The organism is Sinobacterium norvegicum, assembly GCF_923077115.1.
GTDB classification, from domain to species: Bacteria; Pseudomonadota; Gammaproteobacteria; order Pseudomonadales; family Sinobacteriaceae; genus Sinobacterium; species Sinobacterium norvegicum.
Genome location: NZ_CAKLPX010000002.1, coordinates 280,993 through 300,640 on the forward strand (window position 1 = coordinate 280,993; position 19,648 = coordinate 300,640).

Here is a 19,648-nt window from a genome sequence, read left to right on the forward strand (position 1 = left end):
TAAATCACTGCCGATTTTTGTCGAGCTTGGCTGTGGTCGTCATCTAGTGGCGCTGTAGGATTTCGACTAAGTAGCCGTCTGGGTCTTTAACAAAGCCCATGGTGACCTTCCACTCGTCGAGCACAATCGGCGTTTGCACCGACTCACAGCCGTAGTCGACGGCTTTCTGGTACAGCGCCGCACAATCATCGGTAAACATATACAGCTTCCAAAAGGCATTGCTGTGCTCGATAGGGCCAGTCTGTTCGAGTTGTTTAGAGATCTGGATCTTGGCGATACCGTCGTCGCCGACTAATACCGCCTCGTCGACGCCGGGAATTTGAATACGGTGCTCGACCGTTAGGCCGAGGATGTCCGAGTAGAACTCAATTGATTTCTCCAGATCGCTGACATTTATACAAAATTGACCGACACTTACCATGATTGTTACCTTATTATTGTTATTCAATGACGCTATAAATTATCGTCTACCAAATTATTTGCAGGGTCAACAAACCGTTTTGTCATGTAGTGTGCACCTGCGCGGCAGGCTAATTGGTTTGTTCGATAAAAAATGGAAACCGATGAAGATATTGAACCATTCGTTCGCGCTCATACTGTTGAGCTTTAGCCTGTTAAGCAGCGGTTGTGCCAGCCTGCCCAGTAATATTCAGCCGCCATCGCGAGTGGTTGATTATCACGTAGACGGTGGCGTTGAACAGCGCATCGAGGAACAGCGCTTGCAGGACGGCGGTGGCGTGAGCGAGTCGGGTGTACACCTATTAGACAGCGGTATGGACGCCTTTGTGGCGCGCATAGTCCTAGCCAAAATGGCAGAGCAGAGCTTGGATGTTCAGTACTATCTTTATCATAGCGATCTGAGCGGTGGGCTGCTAACTGTCGCTCTTTGGCAGGCCGCCGAGCGCGGTGTTCGCGTGCGGATACTGCTCGATGATATGGATATGAGCGGTAAGGATCGCAACCTGGCAATATTGACCTTACACCCCAATATCGAAATACGATTATTTAACCCTTTCATGCGAGGGAAGTCGCGTACCGGTCAACTAGTCACCGGCTTCGGCAGCGTCACTCGAAGAATGCACAACAAGGCGATGATTGCCGATAATAAATTGGCGATCATCGGTGGTCGCAATGTTGGCGATGAGTATTTTCAAGCCGACCCCAACCTTGAATTTGGTGATTTAGATATCGCCATTACCGAGCCTGCGGCACTGTCGGTGGCGGAATCGTTTCAGCTTTACTGGCAGAGTGATTTATCCTACCCAGCAGAATTGCTGGCCAATGTCAGTGTCGATGATAGCGATTTAAAGCGGGCAGAGCTTGAAATAGAGGCCTTTGCCGCGAAGAATATCGACTCGGCATATGTGCAGGCATCGATGAATAGTGACATTTTAGTCCAGGCTAAATTGGGTAAGATGCGGTGGTATTGGTCGCAGGTTGATATTCTCTATGATGCACCGGAGAAGATTCAGCTCAGCCGCGATAAGACCGAGTTTCATCTATCGACACAATTGGCTCCGGTTATCGAAGCCGTCGACGATGAGATGGTGGTGATCTCGCCGTATTTTGTGCCGGGAAAAAGCGGTGTGGCATTTTTTCAGCAGTTACGCGACAGAGGCGTGACGGTGAAAATTTTAACTAACTCGCTGGCTTCCAATGATGTCTCTATCGTCCACTCTGGCTATTCGCGCTACCGTAAAGACCTATTGAAAATGGGCGTCGAACTCTACGAGATAGAGGTCAACGCGATAGCCAATGTTGAAAAGAAAAAAAAGAAAGAAAAAAAAGAAAAGAAAAGCAGGATGTTCTCTGGTTCGAAAAGCAGCTTGCATGCCAAGTTTTTTATTATTGATCGCGAGACCAGCTTTATCGGTTCACTGAATTTAGACCCACGCTCGGTGGTTGAAAACACCGAAATCGGCGCGGTGATCGAATCCAAACCGATGGCCGAAGAGCTGGTATCTGAATTCAATAGAAACATTAATACCATCGCCTATAAACTGGTTTTAGTGGATGGCGATATACAGTGGCAGCAACATAATGACGGTGATGTCGTCACCTTTGATCAGGAACCCGACACCAGCTGGTGGCAGCGTTTCTCGGTGGGTTTTATGCGCGTGTTGCCGGTTGAATCACAGCTTTAACCGCAGCGATGTGAACTTGTCACCGGCCGTCTGTTAACGATAGTTTAGCCTACCTAATAGAGCCTCTTTGTTGTGATACATTGTCTGCTGCATGATGCTGAGCATGAATAATAATAGGAATAAAAATGACCAAAGCACCGAATAGTGATCAGACGAACGAATCGATAAAACCGTGGAGCGCCGGGCAAGAGCGTTTTGGTAAGTGGTTTATTAAGCGTATCGGCAAGTGGCAGACTTTTGTGTACGAGTTAACCGGTGGCAGACTATGGAGTCGTTTCCTCGGTGTAGAATGCGCTATTTTAACCACAACCGGACGAAAATCTGGTGCTGCCAGGAAGACGCCGCTGTTGTATCTGGCCCAGGGTGATGAGGTGGTGATGGTGGCCTCCCAGGGTGGCATGAGCTCGATGCCGCTGTGGTATCGCAACCTGCAGGCCACGCCGGAGGCGGTGGTACAGGTTGGTCGTGATCAGCGTCAGATGACAGCCCGCGATGCAAATGAGCAGGAGCGAGCAGCGCTTTGGCCGCAGTTGGATGCGCTGTACCCGGGTTACCAGGAGTATCGCGCGCGTACCGACGGGGTGCGAGAAATCCCCATTGTAATATTCACCCCAAGAGTATAACCACAGTCGATTACCCGTATAGAGGCGGTACCATGACAGCTGAAAACAGCGCCGAACAGATTGAATATTTCCACGCGATTGCACTCGACCGGGTACACCGTACCCGTGACTTCACCCTGACCGAAGACGATATTATCAGTTACGCCAGTGAGTGGAACCCCGAGCCCTATCACATCGATGTCGAGGCGGCGAAACAGTCGCGGATAGGACGTGTCTTTGCTGCCGGACCGCATTTGATTGCCATCAGCGTTAAGCTCACCAATGAGCGTCGGCCTCGCCCGGCCAGTGTTGCCGGCCTCGGTTGGGACGAGTTACGTTTTAAAGTCCCCGCCTTTCCCGATGACCAATTATACGTTGAAACCTTTGCCGCCGAAAAACGGCTGTCCCAGTCAAAACCGGATACCGGTATTGTTCGCTATGTGGTTAATCTGAAAAATCAACGGGATGAAGTTGTTCTCAGCTACAGTGTTTCTACCCTGGTAGAAGTTGGGCCGGCTTAGAATGTGCGGGCTAATTGATAACGATTATTAGTTAGCCATCGAATCGCTATAACCCTACTCTTTGGCGGGATATGTGACGATTGAGCACGGCGCTATAAATTGTTAATATTCGTGCTCGAGAAAAATCATATAACTATTTACCTGTTTTAGTAAGGATAAAGAGCGATGCCTAAGATCAATCGTTACGTTGATATCAACGAAGTAGAACGCGAAGCTAAAAAAGACTATATCGACCGTCACTCAGCCTTCGTACACTGCGAATCAACTGCCACTGCTGGCGAGACTTTCGCTGTCACCGTTAAGGTGGGTGAAGAATACGCACACCCAGACGACACCGACCACTACATCTCAACTGTTAGCCTATACAACAAAGATTCTAAGCTTGCTGAAGCTACTTTCTTTGCGGGTAGTCTTGGTGGTCAAGACAAGAAGGGTAACACCACTGTTACTTTCAACGTTGTTCTTGATAAAGATGCTGAGTTTGTTGCTCACGCTTTCTGCACCAAGCACGGCCTATGGGAAAGCGACGCTGTTGCCGTTAAAGTAGCTTAAGTCTACTTTCGCTACGATCAGCCCTGATCGTAGCGCCCTTTTCTCTCCCCCCCCTCTCTTCTTTGATTAATTGACTGCTATCTAATCCCTTTAGATAACATCCTCTCGACCTTGTTAATCTTTCACTTAACCTGTTGGCCACTTTTGGTTAGTGTTAGGTGCCAAGTTTTATTGACCTATTTGCGACAAAAAATATCAGCACAATAATAATTCGATCGAGGGAATAATAATGACCACGGTGACTCGCGAGCAGACGCAGCAAAAACTCAATAAACTATCGGCGGCGACCATGGCGCATACGCCATTGCAACGCTATACCGTGGCCGATCGATTAGAGCAGCAGGCCGTCACCTTTGCCGATAGACCCTTTCTTATCGAGGGTAATGTTTGCCTCACATATGCTGAGGTCAATGCTCGGGTTAACCAGCTGGCGAATGCGGCACAGCAGTGTGGTTTGATCGCCGGCGATGTTGCCGCAGTGATGATGGATAACCGAATTGAGTTCTTTTTGGTCTGGCTGGGCTTGGCCAAGCTAGGTGTTACCGCCGCATTGCTGAACACCAATGTCACAGGCAAGGCGTTAGCCCATGCCTTTGAGGCCACGGATGCAAAAGCACTGTTTATCGGTGATGAATGTCTGGCAGCGTTATCCAGTGTTGAGCTGCAACCAGGGCAGCTCAGTCTCCACCGCATAGCGGCAAAGCCTGTGCAGACGCTGGCGAAAGACCACGAATTGACAGACTTTTTAGCGCTTGCCGACAGCGCCTGCCGTGATAATCTACCGGCCTTGCTGCGCCAGTCGATCGTGGGTGAGACCAGTGTTTTTTATGTTTTTACCTCCGGCACCACCGGTTTGCCGAAGGCGGCCAAGGTCAGCCATATGAAATGGCTGGGTGTCGGTGATGGTATGCGGGATATGCTGGAATACGATAGCAACGATGTTTTCTACTGTGTGTTGCCGCTGTACCACGGCGCTGCCGGCATGTCTCTGACCTCAACAGCGCTGGCCAGTGGTTCGTCGATTGTGGTGCGTCGTCGTTTCAGTGTTAGTCAGTTCTGGCCAGAGGTAAGAAAGTACAATGTTACGGTCTGCCAGTATATCGGTGAGATCTGTCGTTATCTGATCAACCAAGCGCCGAGTGAGGATGACAAACATCACAACCTGCGAAAGATGATGGGGGCCGGGCTCGGCGCCGACATGTGGCAGGCTTTTACCGAGCGCTTTGGCATCGAGCATATTTATGAGGGCTGGAGTGCCACCGAGGCCAATACCTCGCTGATTAATGTCGATAATAAAATTGGCTCCTGTGGTCGTCTGCCCTTTGCCGATAAAACCAATGCGCAGCTGGTGAAGTACGATGTCGAGGCAGATGATTACTGTCGTGACAGCAACGGTTTTATGATTCCCTGTCAGCCCGGTGAGACCGGTGAGATGATTGGCATGATTCTCGATATCCCCAATGTCGGTGCCGGCCGTTTTGAGGGCTATACCAGTGCCGAGGCAACCAACAAGAAAATCCTGCGTGGCGTTTTTTCCGAGGGTGACAGCTGGTGGTCCAGCGGTGATTTATTGCGTCGTGATGCCGATGGTTATTACTATTTTATTGACCGTATTGGCGACACCTATCGCTGGAAAAGCGAGAACGTTTCAACCCAGGAGGTGTCGCAGGCGCTGGCTGATTTTAGCGGCTTAGAAATGCTGAACATCTACGGTGTAAGGGTTCCCGGGCAAGAAGGGCGGGCCGGTATGGCGGCGGTGGTGATGCAGCCGGGTGTTGACTTTGAACCACGGCGTTTCTATCAGTTAACCGAACAACGCCTGCCGCGTTATGCCGCGCCCCTGTTTGTCAGGCTCAGCCAGCAGGCCGATATGACAGCCACCTTTAAACTACGTAAGGTCGATTTACAAAGGCAGGGCTACAGCGCCGAGTCGATCGACGAGCCACTATTTGTGCGCGATGATCACAGTGCCACCTACCAGCCATTAACCACTGCGGTGTTGGAACAGCTGCAGATAGCAGTGTTCGAGGCATAAGAAAACGCCAAGTTACACTGTGATTTTCGGTGTCATCAAATGGCAAGAACGCCTTTGTCGATTCTTTATCCTTGTCCGCATCACGTGATACACATCGCGTTGCGGACAGCCTGTTGGGCTGACCTCGACAGAACCGACTATAGTTGTATGCAGCAGCGTAACGCGCTAACGTATTAAAACTATAAAGGATTATAAGGGACGCTATTGATGAAACGATCAAATTCGATATTTAAAACCAGCCTGCGTCAGTTGGCGGTTGCAGTGACCATGTCAGCCTCGCTGTTGTCGACGGCCTGTAGTGCCGACAATGCAAACACCACCGCTAAGGCGGCGACGCCAGCCGACGCGCCAGTGGTAGAAGCCAATGGCGGCACCCTGTTTAATAATGTGAATATCTTTAACGGTGTCGATAACAAGCTGTATAACGGCAGTAATGTGTTGGTACAAAACGGCCTTATCGTCAAAATTTCTACTTCACCGATAGCGGCCCCTGTTGATGCTCAGGTTATCGACGGTAACGGCAAGACGCTGATGCCGGGTATGATTGATGGCCATGTTCATCTGATGATCAGCAATAACTATTCCGATATTATCCCCAACGAAGATCCTTACGACCTGGGTATTCGTTCGGTGCTGGTGGCCGAGCACTTTCTGATGGATGGCTTTACCTCGGTCCGCGACATGGGTGGTCCGGCCTTCGCCCTGGCGCGTCAAATCAATAAGGGGGTTATTCCTGGACCGCGGGTTTATCCCTCGGGTACGTTTATTTCGCAAACCTCAGGTCACGGTGATTTTCGCGGCCGGTTTGATTTAGGTTGGTCGCCTCGCGGCGGTTCTGATGTCGGGGTGTGGGAAAAATTAGGCTTTGGTGCTGTTGCCGATGGCGTACCTGAGGTCTTAAAGGCGACCCGTATCAACCTGCGACACGGCGCTACTCAGATTAAAATCATGGCCGGTGGTGGTGGCTCATCGAAGTATGACCCGATTGACACCACCCAGTATTCAAAGGAAGAAACCTGCGCCATAGTGCAGGCCGCCGCCGATTGGGGTACCTATGTCGGCGCCCATATCTTCACCGATCGGGCGATGAATCGTGGCCTCGACTGCGGTGTGAAGACTTTTGAACACGCTTTCTTTGCCACCGAGGAAACCTATGCGCGTATCGGCCGTGAAGGCGGCTATGTGGTGCCACAGATGTGGGGCTTGTCGCCTGAACTGCTGAACAACCCCAATATGCCCAAGGCTAAGCTGCCGATGGTCGCGGGCTTGATCGAGCAGTATAAGGACACCGGCCGTACCATGCTTGATTCCGGTGTACCGATCGTCTTTATGTCGGACTGGGTGGGCACCATGGAAGATGCTCACAAGGCGCGTCGCTTCGAAATTTGGTGGCGTACACAGATGTTCTCTGGTGGTAAGAAAAACTATGACGGCAACTATGAAGTCCTCAAGCAGCTGACTTCTATCGCCGGTGAAATGTTGGCAATGTCTGGGCCGCGTAACCCCGCGCCAGCGAAGCTGGGGGTGGTTGAGGTTGGCGCCACAGCCGACTTGTTGCTGATCGACGGTAACCCGCTGAAGGATATTGGCGTATTAAACGGCGGTTATACCGAGTGGTATAGCCAGCCCAACCCTCTGACCACACCGATCGACACTATCGAAGTGGTTATGAAGGAAGGGGTTATCTACAAGGACTTGCTCAATTAGCCTTGCCAGCTTGCGCTGTTGTAAAGGGGCCGGTTAAGCCGGCCTTTTTTTCGCCTAATGATTTGCGAGAGTAGTAATGAACGTGTCTATCTATCGTTGTTTTATGGTTTTTTGTTTGTTGGTTACGCCGCTGCAGGCGGCGGAATTGAAGCCGCTCAATTGGTCGCAGTTGCTACCCACACTGGCTCCGGTTGACGACCCCTTTGAGCGACTGAGTCAGTCACAGTTGGATGATCTGGGTTATTACGCCGGCCTCAAAAATGATATACAGATAACCCGTGCTGCAGAGTCTGACCATCACAGTCTTGCCGAACGCGAGGCTGAGCTGCAGGGGCTGGCGGCGGCACTGGCGCAACAGGGTGTCGATGTGGAGGCGATACTTCGTCAGCGCCAGCCTATTATCGAATATCGAATGGCCAAGGCTATCCAGCCATCCCAACAACACCTGGGTGAGCCTGTGCAGTTGAGCGGTTATATTGTGCCGCTGAAATATTCCTCAGAGCAGCAGGGGGTGACACGATTGTTTTTGCTGCCGGTCAACCCCCTGGCCAGTATCGGCCACGACCACTCGGTGCCGCAGCCAAACCAGGTGGTGATGATCGAACTGGAGCAGGGAGCCTCTGCGATAGACTTCCAGCGTCGATATAGCGTCAGCGGCGTCTTGCAGGCACAGTTTTATCGTCAGCAGGTGACGATGCCCGACGGTCATAAGCAGCTGATAGAAAGTAGTTATCGGTTGCAACCGGCAGCCTCGCAGCAACTGGTGATAACACGGCTCGACTGACTCTGCTCCCTCGGGATAGGTAGTGTCACCGAGGTGAAATTCCACTGGCGATATCGTATGATCGGCTTATTTTTGTTGAGAGGTGACCCATGAGGTCTATTTTCGTGCTGGCCGTTTTATTGTCAGGCTGTACTACCAACACCGAGTTGGCTGCCATCGAGGCTAAAAAGCAGGAAATCGGCCAGATGTCGAACGCCGCTCTCTGTGTCAGTTATAACGCCTCGGTGGTCTCCGATGATAAGCAGTGGTTGGATTTTTACGAGGTGGCGATGACGGAGCGTTTTCGTGGCGAGCGCGAGGCCAAGGCATACTGTCTGGCTAATGCTGAAACCAATTACGCCCGCGAACAGCGTGACGATCGGGTGCGCTGGAGTACCGAGGGCGAAGAGGTTATCCGCAACCAGAACTCGGGCTATGTTGAGCCGGGGAAATACTAGTCAGTTAGCCGTTTACTTAGCCGCCGTCTGCGGCTCGTCGTCCATCACATCATCCCAGACCCTGGCAGTGCCCTTGCTGACGGCCTTGGCGGCATCGCGGCTGGCGTGACCAATCTCTCTGGCGGCATCGCGGGTGCCATGGCCGATATCATGTCCTGCCTGTTTAAACTCGGCGCAGCCGCCTACCAATAGCAGCAGCAAGGCTGCTGTTAACGTCTTACTTGTCATGGGGATAACCTAAAATCGTCTCAGTGGCCTGAGGTTACTTTTAGGCTATGTTAACGCGGCCTATAGTCGATTGCGAATAGCGGCGCGTGCACTGTGATGCAGTCGTGGTTTATCGCAGATCGACGCTGTTGAGATCCAGTGGCGATTTTTAACCGTATAGAACAGCGAGGTTGACTTAATAAGGGAGTATTTTTATGAAAGTTTTAACGCTTAAACTATATGATTATTATAAATATATCTTCGATTCAAAGAAAAACCCACTCAGGCATATACCTGACCCAGTCAGTAGATTTTACGTGATGACGATATTGGCCGGCATGTGGAGTTTTGCTTTTTCTATTTATCTAGGCAGCATCATCTACTTCGGCATCAGCCTAGCAGCCCACGCCATACTTTTACTGATGTTCTTTTTTACCATGGCGGTCTTTTATGATGCCGAAAAGAATGCATCTTCATGGTTGCTTAAGCTACGCAAGGATAACGGTTAATGCTCCGGATTGGCGGCATAGACCATACAGGTATCATCCGTCGGCGCCCAGGAGCGAGCACTGCTGCCCCAAAAGCTGGAGGTCAGGGTCAGCCAATCTGAGTCATCCAGGCTGCCAGCCTTTATCAGCACCAGTCCATCCAGCAGCGAAGATTGGCTGTACAGCGGTGAACCGCAGTCGCCACAGAAGCTGCGCGTGATCGTCGCACCGCTGGTGCCGGGGCTCTGATATTGTTTGGGTGTGCCGCCGGTAAGGATAAAGTCATGACTTGTCAGCAGGGCAATAGTAGCAAAACCACTGCCCGAGGCACGCTGGCAATCACGGCAATGGCAGTGATGCACCGACAGAACGGCAGCGGGGTTTATTTGGTAGTGCACCTGGCCACACAAGCAGCGGCCCTTTTCAATCTGTGACGACATTATGATTACCCCAGTTTTTATTATTTTATCAAAGCCTTAAGAGGCAGGGCTCATCGTAATATTTCTTGTCGGTAAAATACAGGGCTTAGTCTGGTTGGTTTGCTGCGTAGTGGTGATAATAGAGCGGGTCGGCTTGCTTCGGTGATGGGAATGAGGGCGCGGGAGTGTCTGCCGACACCCGCGCAGATGACGCCGCTCAGCGTCAGCATTCCTGCTGAGCTGATATCCCCAGCCGTTAGGCAACGCTATTGGAGGCTTATAAGATAGTGGGGTTAGTTTTTACTCTGACCCTAAATATCTGCCGCGTTGTTGCGAAGCAACGCTTTTAGCGGTCGCATTGCCACACTTGTTATGCATTATTAAGCCGCTACTTCCCCAGCTTGTCCAATCCAGTAGTATCTGCACCTTTGATGCCGTCTTGTGCGGCTTTATCAATATCAGTAGCCTTTTTGGATTCTTTATAAATTTGTGAACTAGAGTAGGCTCCTGCCGCTGCATTGCCAATTGAGGAAGCTTGATCCTGCAAAGTTTTACCTTCTCTTTCTCCAGCTAACCATCCTTTTTTATACTCAGCATCATTTCCAAATCTAACTTCATCCTTAATATAATGCTCATAATGATTCCCTTCTTCTTTCATGCCGCTATGTCTGCCATCATGGAAGCCAAGAATATATGATTCACTTTTGCCTTGTTCTCTGAGTGCTCCATCGGTAGTGCCGCAAGCGGATAAAATCAGAGAGGTGATTACAATAAATAGGCTTACCAAATATTTCATGATTTAGACTCCTACCAGAAAGTGAGAAGGTGCATAACGCCGCGAACATGGGTGACCAATGTGGAGCACGAAGTGCGGAGCATTGGGCATCCTATGCTTTGCCTTGTTAAAAGACATTATTTGGCAAACTTTAGCATGTTTGATGCTAGAGTTTTTGCTTTTAAAATTAGTCCTATCGAGATCACTAGCTCAAGCGCTGTAGCTACCATATTGGCTTTATTATCCTCGGTTAAAGATAGAGGCGCCATTGAGTATTGACTGTGCGATTCCATATTCCATAACACTGCCCAATATACCAAATCAACAAATGCGTAATAGAATACATATAACCCTATAGCAAGAACAAAAACTGTGAGAATTGTTGTTGAATTAATGGGTTCTATTGGTAGGTCAATTTCTGGTTTTAGAATTGATTTAGAAACACTTAATGGAAAAAACCACAGCAACAACGAAACAATAAGTGGTATTAATACTGTTCCAGCAATAAATAGAGTTGATACTGGCATTCCATTGATAGAGTCGCTTAAAAAAACTTCAACTAATGACGTTGACTGCCGTAATGAAAATATAAATAACACTATTGCAAACAACTTAACAGCAATAGCTAAATAGTGACTAGATTTCATTCATATTACCTTTTAACGCTTATTCTACTGACTAGTCGGTAATAACGAAAAACCTAGGAAGCGTCGGTATAACACCCTCATTCCCCCATAAAGCGGAACGTTCCGCCTATCACCCTTTTCAGTATTGCCGAATCACGCCAGTAAGTAGTTAATATTTATTGTTTATTAGCGAAGCAACTTATTCGACCAAAAATGAGCGGAATCAACTATTATTAATACCCTCCGCTGCAGTCGGTATAATCTGCCATTTTTATACATTCGTTTATGCCCTTATCTCACTGTAATTACAAGGTATTCTGAAATAACTTATAGTATTCTCGGCGTTATGCGGAAAAGAGGGGCAATATTACTCTTCTTTACTGTAATTATATACAGTGTTTCTCGATCCGACGAAACCGCCAAATCATACGATATGCCGCCTTACCCCGGCCGCGCAGTCAGTCATTCCCCGCGACTTCAAAAAGCGCAGCGACAGGAGCGGGGTGTGACTGACGGAGTGGCGTTCGGAGTGATGGCCTAGCTGCCGGGGTGGAGGGTTTTGCAAAGCTGCTGAATAGCGCAGCCCGATCATGATGGCGGGGTGTGACTGACGGAGCGGCGTGCGAAGTGCCAACCCCGCCCCCAAACACCCGCCCACAAAAAAGGCCGCGCTGTTACCAGTGCGGCCTTCAATCAGTCACTGCTCGACGTTAAGGGGGTAGCCGAGCAGCCACCACTAACAGTCTATCTGTGTTGCATTACTGCGGTGGTACAGAGAAACCGTCAAGAACCGGGGTGTGGTCGGCGGTGAAGTAATCGCCTAGGCTGTTGTGCAAGCCTTCGACGGTCCACTTCTGCTGGCCTTCTGGGTTGTCGTAGAACACGTCCAGGCTTGGGCGCTGAACGATGTTGACGCGAGTCCCCCAAACAACAAAGACTTCACCCATGACCATCTGCGACTCAGGCGAGGCGAGGTAGCCGACCAGTGGTGCAACGTTGGCGGGGTCGAAAACGTCGAAACCGTCTTCTGGCTTTTTGAAGATCTCGGCGGTAATGCCCTGATCGGTCATCGCGGTACGGCCACGTGGCATGATGACGTTACAGCAGATGCCGTACTTGGCCATTAACTGAGCGGCGCCCATGGTCATCGCAGTGATACCGGCTTTAGCAGCGGCATAGTTAGGCTGGCCGGCAGAACCGAATAGCATAGCCTCAGAAGAGGTGCTGATCAGACGACCGTAAACACCACCGTCGGCCTTGGCCTTGCCACGCCAGTAGGCGGTGGCGTTGCGGATGTTAACGAAGTGGCCGCGTAGGTGAACACGAACCACCGAGTCGAACTCGTCATCGCTCATCGAGAAGATGGTCTTGTCACGGCAGAAACCGGCGTTGTTAACCATGATGTTCATGTCGCCGTAAGTCTCGATGGTCTTGGCCATCAAGTTTTCAGCGTCTTTGCTGTCGGCGCAATCGCCCAGTACCACGGTGGCTTCGCCGCCGAAGGCTTTGATGTCTTCAACGGTTTGGTAGGCCGCTTCTTTGGCATCGGGTAAATCGATGTCGCTGATGATAACGCGAGCGCCTTGACGGGCCAGCTGCATCGCTTCTTCGCGACCTAAACCACGGCCTGCGCCGGTGACGATGGCAACTTTGCCTTCAATATTCTTGGTAGTCATATTCAAACCCTTACATAAAGTTGTCGCTGCCGCGCCGCAAGCGGCACAGCCTGTGAATCGTTTGGAGCTTAGATGCGCTCGATCATAGGTGGACCGGTCATCCGGTACACCATGGGATCATGATTAGATACGCTCGATGATGGTACCGGTACCGATCGAAGAACCACAACACATGGAGATCAGAGCAGTGCTCTTATCCTGGCGCTCCAGCTCGTGCAGCGCGGTGGTGATCAAACGGGCGCCGGTTGAACCAACGGGGTGGCCCAGTGCGATGGCACCGCCGTTGACGTTCACCTTGCTCATGTCGGCGTTGTAAACCTGTGCCCATGATAGAACAACAGCGGCGAAGGCTTCGTTGATTTCGAACAAGTCGATATCGCCCATGTTCATGCCGCTCTTCTTGAACAACTGCTCGGTGGCGTTGACGGGGCCGTCTAACAGATACTTGGGGTCGGCACCGGCAACAACGCCAGAGATGATACGGGCGCGTGGCTTAAGGCCGCGAGCCTTGGCTTCTTCTGCGCTCATCATCAACACGGCGGCGGCGCCGTCGGAGATTTGTGAGGCGTTACCGGCGGTGTGTACACCGCCTTCTTTAATCGCGCGTAAACCGCTGAGTGATTCGATGGTGGTATCACGCAGGCCTTGATCGCGGGTAACAATGCGGGTCTCGCCGTTTGGCTGACCGTCTTCACCCAGTACAGGCGCGGTTACTGGAATGATTTGGCTGTCGAAACGGCCCTCTTGCCAGGCGACCTTGGCGCGACGCTGTGATTCACAGGCGAAGGCATCGACGTCGGCGCGGGTGAGGCCGCGGTTTTTTACAATACGTTCAATCATCTCGAACTGATCGGGAATACTATCCCAAGGCCAGTCGGCGGTCTGGAAGAAACCGGGGCCATTATAAGCGTTGGCGCCGAGGCCAACACGGCTCATCGCCTCAACACCCGAGCCGATACCGATATCGATCTGGCCGGCTTTGATCAGCGCGTCGATGATGTGGGTAGAGGTCTGTGCTGAGCCACACTGAGTGTCGACAGTCGAACAGGCGGTGGTCCAGTTTTTACCGATCGATAACCAGGCGTTACGGGCCAGGTTATTGGACTGTTCACCGGCCTGGGTAACGCAGCCGGCGTAAACCTGGCCAACGTCTTCCAGTGCCACGCCAGCACTCTCCAATACGCCCTGATAGGCGGTGGCTAGGAGGGCGGCGGGGTGCATGCCGCTTAGCTCACCAACAATAGGCTTGCCCCGAGAGATAGGGGTACGTAGTGCTTCGACAATGACTGCTTCTGCCATGGCTGAGTTCCTCAGATTAAATTTTTATCGTGGTTCAGTAGATAGGCGCTACTGTAATGGGGCTAGAGGATACCGTAAAGCGCGATAAGAACAATGTTCAATCTGTTCATGTTAACGGGTGAAATCCGCTCACCCCCAGCACGATTGAGCTGAGGCGTAAGGCAGAGCTTTGGAAACGCTGTGTTGAGTAAAAACAGCGACGCGGTTAATGACAAAAACCTCACCATAATGGGTTGGAGAAGCCGTTTCAATTTGGCTAGAATGGCTCCAACTTTAAGGTTATAGCCTTGGGATGATTGAGTAGAGGCTGTGTTTCAGCGGCCGTATTTGGAGAGAGATAATGAAACAATATCAATATAACGATATCGACACGCTACAGGAAATCGTATCGGAAGAGTTTGGCGAGTGGAGCCAAGAACTTGAAATTACCCAGGGCATGATCGATCAATTTGCCGAGCTAACCGGCGATGATTACTGGCTACATACCGACCCCGATCGTTGTAAAGGGCAGAGCCCCTTCGGCTGCACCATCGCCCATGGCTTTCTAACACTGGTATTGTTGCCCAAGCTGACTGTGGCGCAAACCCACGAAGTGGTTGGTTTTAACAACATGTTGAACTACGGCTCAAACAAGCTGCGTTTCACTGGTACTGTGATGGTCAACAACAAGATTCACGCCCGTAGCCGTGTCAAAGAAGTAATTCAGACCCCCAAAGGCCAGACTATTGTCACCATGGAACAGCACGTTAATGTCGTCGGTCAAGACCGCCCTGCGGTGATCTACGAGTTAATGTTTATGTACATGTAATACTGTTTTTACAGTATAAAAAAGGCGCCTAGCTCATTGCTGAAATGAGTTCGGCGCCTTTTTTTTTACTTTTTCTAGGCTGGCTTAGGCCCAATCGGGACCGCCGATCCAGGCGACCAAACTGTAGCGGCGGCCCTTAGTGACCGGGGTGACGCGATGCTGCTCGTAGCTGGGAAAGCAAACAGCATGGCCTTTGATTTGGTTGACCGTCATCGGCTCGCCACCGTTACCCAGCATAAACTGCAAGTCGCCACCTTCAAACTCCAGCGTGCTACTCAGGGGTACCGAGATGCTGATTTTGCGGCTCATCCAGGCAACAGAGGTGTCCTTGTGCCAGCAATAAAATCCTTGCTCGTCCTCGTCGTAGCGCGCCAGCTGTATGGTTTCCTTAATGCCGGTGAGGTTGAATTTATACAGTTTATTGAGTTCCTTGGCGGCGCTCCATAATCTGTCGTAAACCCATTTGTATTCCTGCTCGGGGACAAAGCGTACCTTGGAGCGACGAATCTCACTGTTGAGTTCCTTGCCAGTGGTGATTTGGCCTATTTGAGCCTGCTGATATTCGCTGTCGAGTAGGTCGCGCAGTTGTTGTATTTCTTCGTCGCTGAAGATGCGCTTGAAGGACAGCACATGGTGTTTGCCAATGGCGGTAAGGCGTTGCTTTTCTAATTCTGAATTAACGATATTGCTGCGTTTGTTTTTTTTATTTTTCATCGAAAAAGCCTAAGAGCCGTAAAGAGTGTTAGTTATACCATGGTAAAAACAAGTCTTTTAATGGTGACATCTGTGCTAAGGCGATGGCTTTTTTGCGGGCAAAAAAATACCGCTAATCAGCGGCATTTTTTATTATTTACATAACAGGGCTGTTTTTATTCGAACAGCTCGGCACCAAAGGCGATGGCCTCAGCCGGAGGCTCTGGCATATCTTTCACATGGGCCTTGCCGTTGATTTTTTGCTGCTGCGATGGCACGTTGTCGATCTCTAGGTGGAACTGGCGATACCAGTCTCGGCCGCGGTTAAACGGACCATCGGTTGGCAGTTGAATAATGCGGGTGGCTGAACGCTTGTTGGCCCAGACGCTGAAGTCGGCGGCGAAGGCGGCGAGGGCGCCGACCTGAACTTCCTTGGCAATGGCGCGGTCTTCATCGGTGGCCACCGGGTTGGCTGACTTGTGCAGCGCGCCGTGCCATACCTTGATTTTGCCGTCGTCAACCGGGGTGTTGGCAATCAACTCATAGATCTCTTGGCCGCCGAACTCCTGCTTCGACAACAGAATACCGGGGCCGGTATACCAGGTAGTGCTCTGTAGCATGCAGCCATAAGAGGCGAGCACGCCACCCTGACGCTGGATGATGATGTGATCCTTGTACTCGTTCTCGAAGTACTCACACGGGGCACCGTGTGTGGGACCTAGGTGTCGGGCATCGGCCATATTGTCGATCACTTCGATCGGGTGCATATCGATTTCACCGAGGTGGTCGAGATCCCAATTTACCCAGGCCTCGTCGTTCCATTCCGCCAGCATGGGCGGCTCGAACTGTGGCTCCAGACCATCGGGGTCGAACCACATCATAATACAGCCCATGATTTCGCGGGTGGGGTAGGCGGTAATGGCGGAGCTGCGTGGGCAGGGACCGTCGTAGTATGGGATGTCGTTCACCTTACCGTCTGGGCCGTAACGCCAGCCGTGATAGGGGCAGCGAATATTGTCCCCTTCGATGTGGCTGTTGTCGGTGGCAATGGCGGCACTGGTGCTGGCGGTGAGGTGAGTACCCATGTGGCCACAATAGGCGTCAAGCAATACAGGCTGGCCGCTGTCTTTGCCGCGATAGAGTGCTAAGTCGCGTTCGAAGAAACGCAGTGCCAGCGGGTCTTCGCCTAGCTCGCTGCTTTCGGCAATCACAAACCATCCGCGGGGGAAGGTATTGGGGCCTAATTTGTATTCTGTTGCTTTAGCCATGGGTGTCTACCTGTGAGAGATATTATCGTTAGAGCTTGTGCTGTTCTGTTAGCGCTTATTGGTTGCGCCTGCAGAGATAGCTGCCCTTTATAATTTAAAATCAGCTTGAGAGCATATTAAATTTTGGTAGCACTAGACTCGTCCGTTCGGACGACCCCGGGTGAAAGAAATGCCTAAAATGGTACAAAAGAGACGGTATTGCTGCTTAACCGCCGCCGGCCAGCATTATTGTCAGCCCCTTGGTGATGTCGTTAACCCCGGCCTGGGGCAGTGTCGTGCCGCCGTCGATGGCCAGCGTTTGCCCCGTCATATAGCTGGATTGCTCGCTGGCTAAAAAGGCAGCGGCCTGAGCCAGCTCTATCATGGTACCGACGCGGGCTGACGGCGCGGATTGCAGCAACGGTTTGATCAGGTCTGAGTTAACAATGCCCTCGGTCATCGGTGAGTTGATGAAGCCGGGTGAAATTGCGTTGCAGCGGATGGCGGGGCCGTACTCCAGCGCCGTCGACTTAGTCAGCGCCGTGACGCCGGCTTTGGCGGCGCAGTAGGGGGCTTCGCCGAAGGTGGGTCGCTCACCGGCCTGGGAGGTGATGTTGATAATACTGCTGCAGAGGGTTTCTGTGGCGCTGCTTTGCAGCAGCTTGATTGCCGCCTTGGTGGCAAAGAAGGTGCCGTGTAGATTGACCCGGATAATATGATCAAACTGCTCGCCGCTGTATTGGTCCAGTGGTGCGAGCGCACCGGTGCCGGCATTGTTAATCAGGCAGTCCAGGCCGCCAAGGTCGGCGGCTGCCTGCTCAATCGCTAGGCTGATCTGCTCTTCGTCGGCGACGTCAGCAACATAGCCGGCGCACTTTAGTGCGCTCTTACTCTCAGCCAGCAGCGTCTCGTCAACATCAATAATAGCGACCTTGGCGCCGAGCTCGATAAAGTGCTGGGCAATGGTATAGCCGATACCGCGACCGGCACCGGTAATGATAACGCGTTTATTCTTCAACATTGGATGGCCATCTGATCAGTTTTTATTGTCGCTTCATTAAACACCAAGGCAGTATCTTTCAGCAATGACCCAGCTGGGTGACCGGCGGCAATATTAGCCTGCCACAATTGATCATTATTGCCCGTTGATTGGCCATCTTTGTCGCCTATTGCTGCCCCAATTCGCTGTTGTAATAGCCCCAAGCCTAAGCAATCAGGCATTAATTTCTTCTCTAACATTTTATAATAGGGCGCTATGATGAAAAACAAAAAAACAATCGGTGTAATCCTTCTCGCTTCTTCTTTATTGGTTGGTCAGGCACAGGCGGCATCCAATACCACGGCGCTGAAGCAGGGCAGTGTGTTCTTCGGCGCTGCCGCTGTCGGTGCGGTTGCCGGTGGTCCTGTTGGTTTTATTATCGGCGCCATTGCTGGCGGCTATTTAGGTGAGCAGATTAAAACCGCCGACGAGTTGCCGGCTGTCAACAATGCCCTGGCTGAAACACAGCATGAGCTGATGTGGACAGAACAGGCCTTGGTGGACTCACAGCAACAATTATCAAGCGAGGTGGCGCGTAATAATGAGTTGGCAGAAACCGCCCTCGATCAATTACAGCTCGCCTTATTGTTTACCACCGGCGGCAGTTTGCTCAGCGAACAGGATATCGACAGGTTGGAGCAGCTGTCGGTGTTTTTGACCGAGCATCCACAGCTGTCTGTTCGTCTCGATGGCTATGCCGACCCGCGTGGTTCGGCCGAGTTTAATCAGCAGCTATCCGAGCAGCGGGTCGCATCGGTGCAGGCTTTGTTGACGGCTTTCAAAATAGAGTCCAACCGTATCGAGACCGTTAGCCATGGGGATTCGCAGGCCGAGTTAAGCGATAATAGCGATAACTACGCCATGGATCGTTTGGTCACCGTGAGATTGCACCGGGTGCCGATGGCGGATGTGGTGGCACAGATCAACCCGTAAATCTCTTCTCCGTTTGCGCCGTCAGCCTCTGCTCGACGGTTTTTTTGTGTCTAAAGAGATGGTCACTATTTTGTCTTGTTGCAACTAATCAGTGACTTGTTAAGCTGTGTCCTCTTAAAAATAACAACGATAGGTCGCGTCATGACACGAAAAATATTCAACGTAGACAATATACATCCCGCCATTGCACAGCAAATAGGCGGTGGCTTCGAGCAGACGATTGCAGAGGTTGAGGCCGCTGTTGAGCAGCATAAGATTGTGGTTGTTGGCATGGCCGGCAACCCTTATTGCAAGGGGGCAAAAAAACTATTGGATCAAGCCGGTTTAAGCTATCACTATCTAGAATATGGCAGTTATTTTAAGCAGTGGAGAAAACGCAGTGCGTTAAAAATGTGGCTGGGCTGGCAGAGCCTGCCGATGGTGTTTGTTGACCAGCAGTTTGTTGGCGGCAAAGAGGACTTAGAAGCATTGTTAGCCTCGGGGGCTGTCAAGGCATAGCGCCACATCAGAGCGTAAGACCGACAAGGAATCTGGTCGCTCTTGGGTCTGGATATTCAGCGAAGAATATATCATCTAAAAAGCTTCCCTTGTCGGCGGTGATGAACATTCAGAGACAAAAAAACCCGCCGCAGCGGGTTTTTTATTGAGCCGTAAAT

At 51.2% G+C, this 19,648-nt stretch carries 23 protein-coding genes; 12 read left to right on the plus strand and 11 right to left on the minus strand.

Going from position 1 to position 19,648, the window contains the following annotated elements; translation table 11 throughout:
- Nucleotides 1-43 precede the first annotated feature (43 nt).
- The gene (locus tag L9P87_RS10275) at nucleotides 44-421 is read right to left on the minus strand and encodes a VOC family protein (RefSeq protein WP_237444650.1); all 378 of its coding nucleotides are present in this window, start codon (nucleotides 419-421) and stop codon (nucleotides 44-46) included.
- Nucleotides 422-563: 142 nt separating this feature from the next.
- On the opposite strand from L9P87_RS10275, the gene L9P87_RS10280 reads away from it, so the two are divergent.
- The 8 genes from L9P87_RS10280 to L9P87_RS10315 all read left to right on the plus strand — a co-directional run bounded on the left by L9P87_RS10280 (nucleotide 564) and on the right by L9P87_RS10315 (nucleotide 8,782).
- Nucleotides 564-2,144: a phospholipase D family protein gene (locus tag L9P87_RS10280; protein WP_237444651.1), complete on the plus strand. Its 1,581-nt coding sequence runs from the start codon at nucleotides 564-566 to the stop codon at nucleotides 2,142-2,144.
- Between the two features lie 125 nt (nucleotides 2,145-2,269).
- On the plus strand, nucleotides 2,270-2,767 hold the full coding sequence (locus L9P87_RS10285) for a nitroreductase family deazaflavin-dependent oxidoreductase (RefSeq protein ID WP_237444652.1): 498 nt from the start codon (nucleotides 2,270-2,272) through the stop codon (nucleotides 2,765-2,767).
- A gap of 32 nt (nucleotides 2,768-2,799) precedes the next feature.
- Entirely contained in the window at nucleotides 2,800-3,267 is a 468-nt protein-coding gene (locus tag L9P87_RS10290; RefSeq protein ID WP_237444653.1) for a MaoC/PaaZ C-terminal domain-containing protein, read from the plus strand.
- Nucleotides 3,268-3,432: 165 nt separating this feature from the next.
- The gene (locus L9P87_RS10295) at nucleotides 3,433-3,819 is read left to right on the plus strand and encodes a desulfoferrodoxin family protein (RefSeq protein WP_237444654.1); all 387 of its coding nucleotides are present in this window, start codon (nucleotides 3,433-3,435) and stop codon (nucleotides 3,817-3,819) included.
- A 214-nt stretch (nucleotides 3,820-4,033) separates the two neighbouring features.
- Nucleotides 4,034-5,854, plus strand: coding sequence for a long-chain-acyl-CoA synthetase (locus tag L9P87_RS10300; RefSeq protein ID WP_290368505.1), 1,821 nt, complete (start codon nucleotides 4,034-4,036; stop codon nucleotides 5,852-5,854).
- A gap of 207 nt (nucleotides 5,855-6,061) precedes the next feature.
- Nucleotides 6,062-7,561: a metal-dependent hydrolase family protein gene (locus L9P87_RS10305; RefSeq protein WP_237444656.1), complete on the plus strand. Its 1,500-nt coding sequence runs from the start codon at nucleotides 6,062-6,064 to the stop codon at nucleotides 7,559-7,561.
- Nucleotides 7,562-7,637: 76 nt separating this feature from the next.
- The gene (locus L9P87_RS10310) at nucleotides 7,638-8,345 is read left to right on the plus strand and encodes a DUF3299 domain-containing protein (RefSeq protein ID WP_237444657.1); all 708 of its coding nucleotides are present in this window, start codon (nucleotides 7,638-7,640) and stop codon (nucleotides 8,343-8,345) included.
- 89 nt (nucleotides 8,346-8,434) lie between these two features.
- Entirely contained in the window at nucleotides 8,435-8,782 is a 348-nt protein-coding gene (locus L9P87_RS10315) for a hypothetical protein (RefSeq protein WP_237444658.1), read from the plus strand.
- Between the two features lie 12 nt (nucleotides 8,783-8,794).
- Here L9P87_RS10315 and L9P87_RS10320 read toward each other — a convergent pair whose 3' ends face one another.
- Nucleotides 8,795-9,010, minus strand: a complete 216-nt coding sequence (locus L9P87_RS10320) for a hypothetical protein (RefSeq protein WP_237444659.1) — start codon at nucleotides 9,008-9,010, stop codon at nucleotides 8,795-8,797.
- Nucleotides 9,011-9,309: 299 nt separating this feature from the next.
- Between L9P87_RS10320 and L9P87_RS10325 the strand changes: the two genes are divergently transcribed.
- On the plus strand, nucleotides 9,310-9,498 hold the full coding sequence (locus tag L9P87_RS10325; protein ID WP_237444660.1) for a hypothetical protein: 189 nt from the start codon (nucleotides 9,310-9,312) through the stop codon (nucleotides 9,496-9,498).
- On the opposite strand, the gene L9P87_RS10330 is transcribed toward L9P87_RS10325, so the two are convergent.
- The 5 genes from L9P87_RS10330 to L9P87_RS10350 all read right to left on the minus strand — a co-directional run bounded on the left by L9P87_RS10330 (nucleotide 9,495) and on the right by L9P87_RS10350 (nucleotide 14,272).
- Nucleotides 9,495-9,917, minus strand: coding sequence for a GFA family protein (locus L9P87_RS10330; protein WP_237444661.1), 423 nt, complete (start codon nucleotides 9,915-9,917; stop codon nucleotides 9,495-9,497). The genes L9P87_RS10325 and L9P87_RS10330 overlap by 4 nt on opposite strands.
- Nucleotides 9,918-10,284: 367 nt before the next feature.
- Nucleotides 10,285-10,692, minus strand: coding sequence for a hypothetical protein (locus tag L9P87_RS10335; protein WP_237444662.1), 408 nt, complete (start codon nucleotides 10,690-10,692; stop codon nucleotides 10,285-10,287).
- A gap of 116 nt (nucleotides 10,693-10,808) precedes the next feature.
- Entirely contained in the window at nucleotides 10,809-11,318 is a 510-nt protein-coding gene (locus L9P87_RS10340) for a hypothetical protein (RefSeq protein WP_237444663.1), read from the minus strand.
- Nucleotides 11,319-12,055: 737 nt separating this feature from the next.
- On the minus strand, nucleotides 12,056-12,973 hold the full coding sequence (locus L9P87_RS10345) for an SDR family NAD(P)-dependent oxidoreductase (RefSeq protein ID WP_237444664.1): 918 nt from the start codon (nucleotides 12,971-12,973) through the stop codon (nucleotides 12,056-12,058).
- 123 nt (nucleotides 12,974-13,096) lie between these two features.
- Nucleotides 13,097-14,272, minus strand: a complete 1,176-nt coding sequence (locus tag L9P87_RS10350) for a steroid 3-ketoacyl-CoA thiolase (RefSeq protein WP_237444665.1) — start codon at nucleotides 14,270-14,272, stop codon at nucleotides 13,097-13,099.
- 340 nt (nucleotides 14,273-14,612) lie between these two features.
- On the opposite strand from L9P87_RS10350, the gene L9P87_RS10355 reads away from it, so the two are divergent.
- Nucleotides 14,613-15,080 (plus strand): MaoC family dehydratase, encoded by a 468-nt coding sequence (locus L9P87_RS10355; RefSeq protein WP_237444666.1) that lies wholly within the window; start codon nucleotides 14,613-14,615, stop codon nucleotides 15,078-15,080.
- 84 nt (nucleotides 15,081-15,164) lie between these two features.
- Here the strand turns inward: L9P87_RS10355 and L9P87_RS10360 are convergent, their stop codons facing one another.
- The 4 genes from L9P87_RS10360 to L9P87_RS10375 form a co-directional block, all read right to left on the minus strand.
- The gene (locus L9P87_RS10360; RefSeq protein WP_237444667.1) at nucleotides 15,165-15,794 is read right to left on the minus strand and encodes a prolyl hydroxylase family protein; all 630 of its coding nucleotides are present in this window, start codon (nucleotides 15,792-15,794) and stop codon (nucleotides 15,165-15,167) included.
- A gap of 155 nt (nucleotides 15,795-15,949) precedes the next feature.
- Entirely contained in the window at nucleotides 15,950-17,041 is a 1,092-nt protein-coding gene (locus L9P87_RS10365; protein ID WP_237444668.1) for a Rieske 2Fe-2S domain-containing protein, read from the minus strand.
- A gap of 205 nt (nucleotides 17,042-17,246) precedes the next feature.
- Entirely contained in the window at nucleotides 17,247-18,041 is a 795-nt protein-coding gene (locus L9P87_RS10370; RefSeq protein ID WP_237444669.1) for an SDR family NAD(P)-dependent oxidoreductase, read from the minus strand.
- Nucleotides 18,035-18,241 (minus strand): hypothetical protein, encoded by a 207-nt coding sequence (locus L9P87_RS10375; protein ID WP_237444670.1) that lies wholly within the window; start codon nucleotides 18,239-18,241, stop codon nucleotides 18,035-18,037. The genes L9P87_RS10370 and L9P87_RS10375 overlap by 7 nt, the downstream gene beginning before the upstream one ends.
- A gap of 37 nt (nucleotides 18,242-18,278) precedes the next feature.
- On the opposite strand from L9P87_RS10375, the gene L9P87_RS10380 reads away from it, so the two are divergent.
- A complete protein-coding gene (locus L9P87_RS10380; RefSeq protein ID WP_237444671.1) occupies nucleotides 18,279-18,992 on the plus strand; it encodes an OmpA family protein in 714 nt (237 codons plus the stop codon).
- 141 nt (nucleotides 18,993-19,133) lie between these two features.
- Entirely contained in the window at nucleotides 19,134-19,490 is a 357-nt protein-coding gene (locus tag L9P87_RS10385) for a glutaredoxin (RefSeq protein ID WP_237444672.1), read from the plus strand.
- Nucleotides 19,491-19,648: the final 158 nt, after the last annotated feature.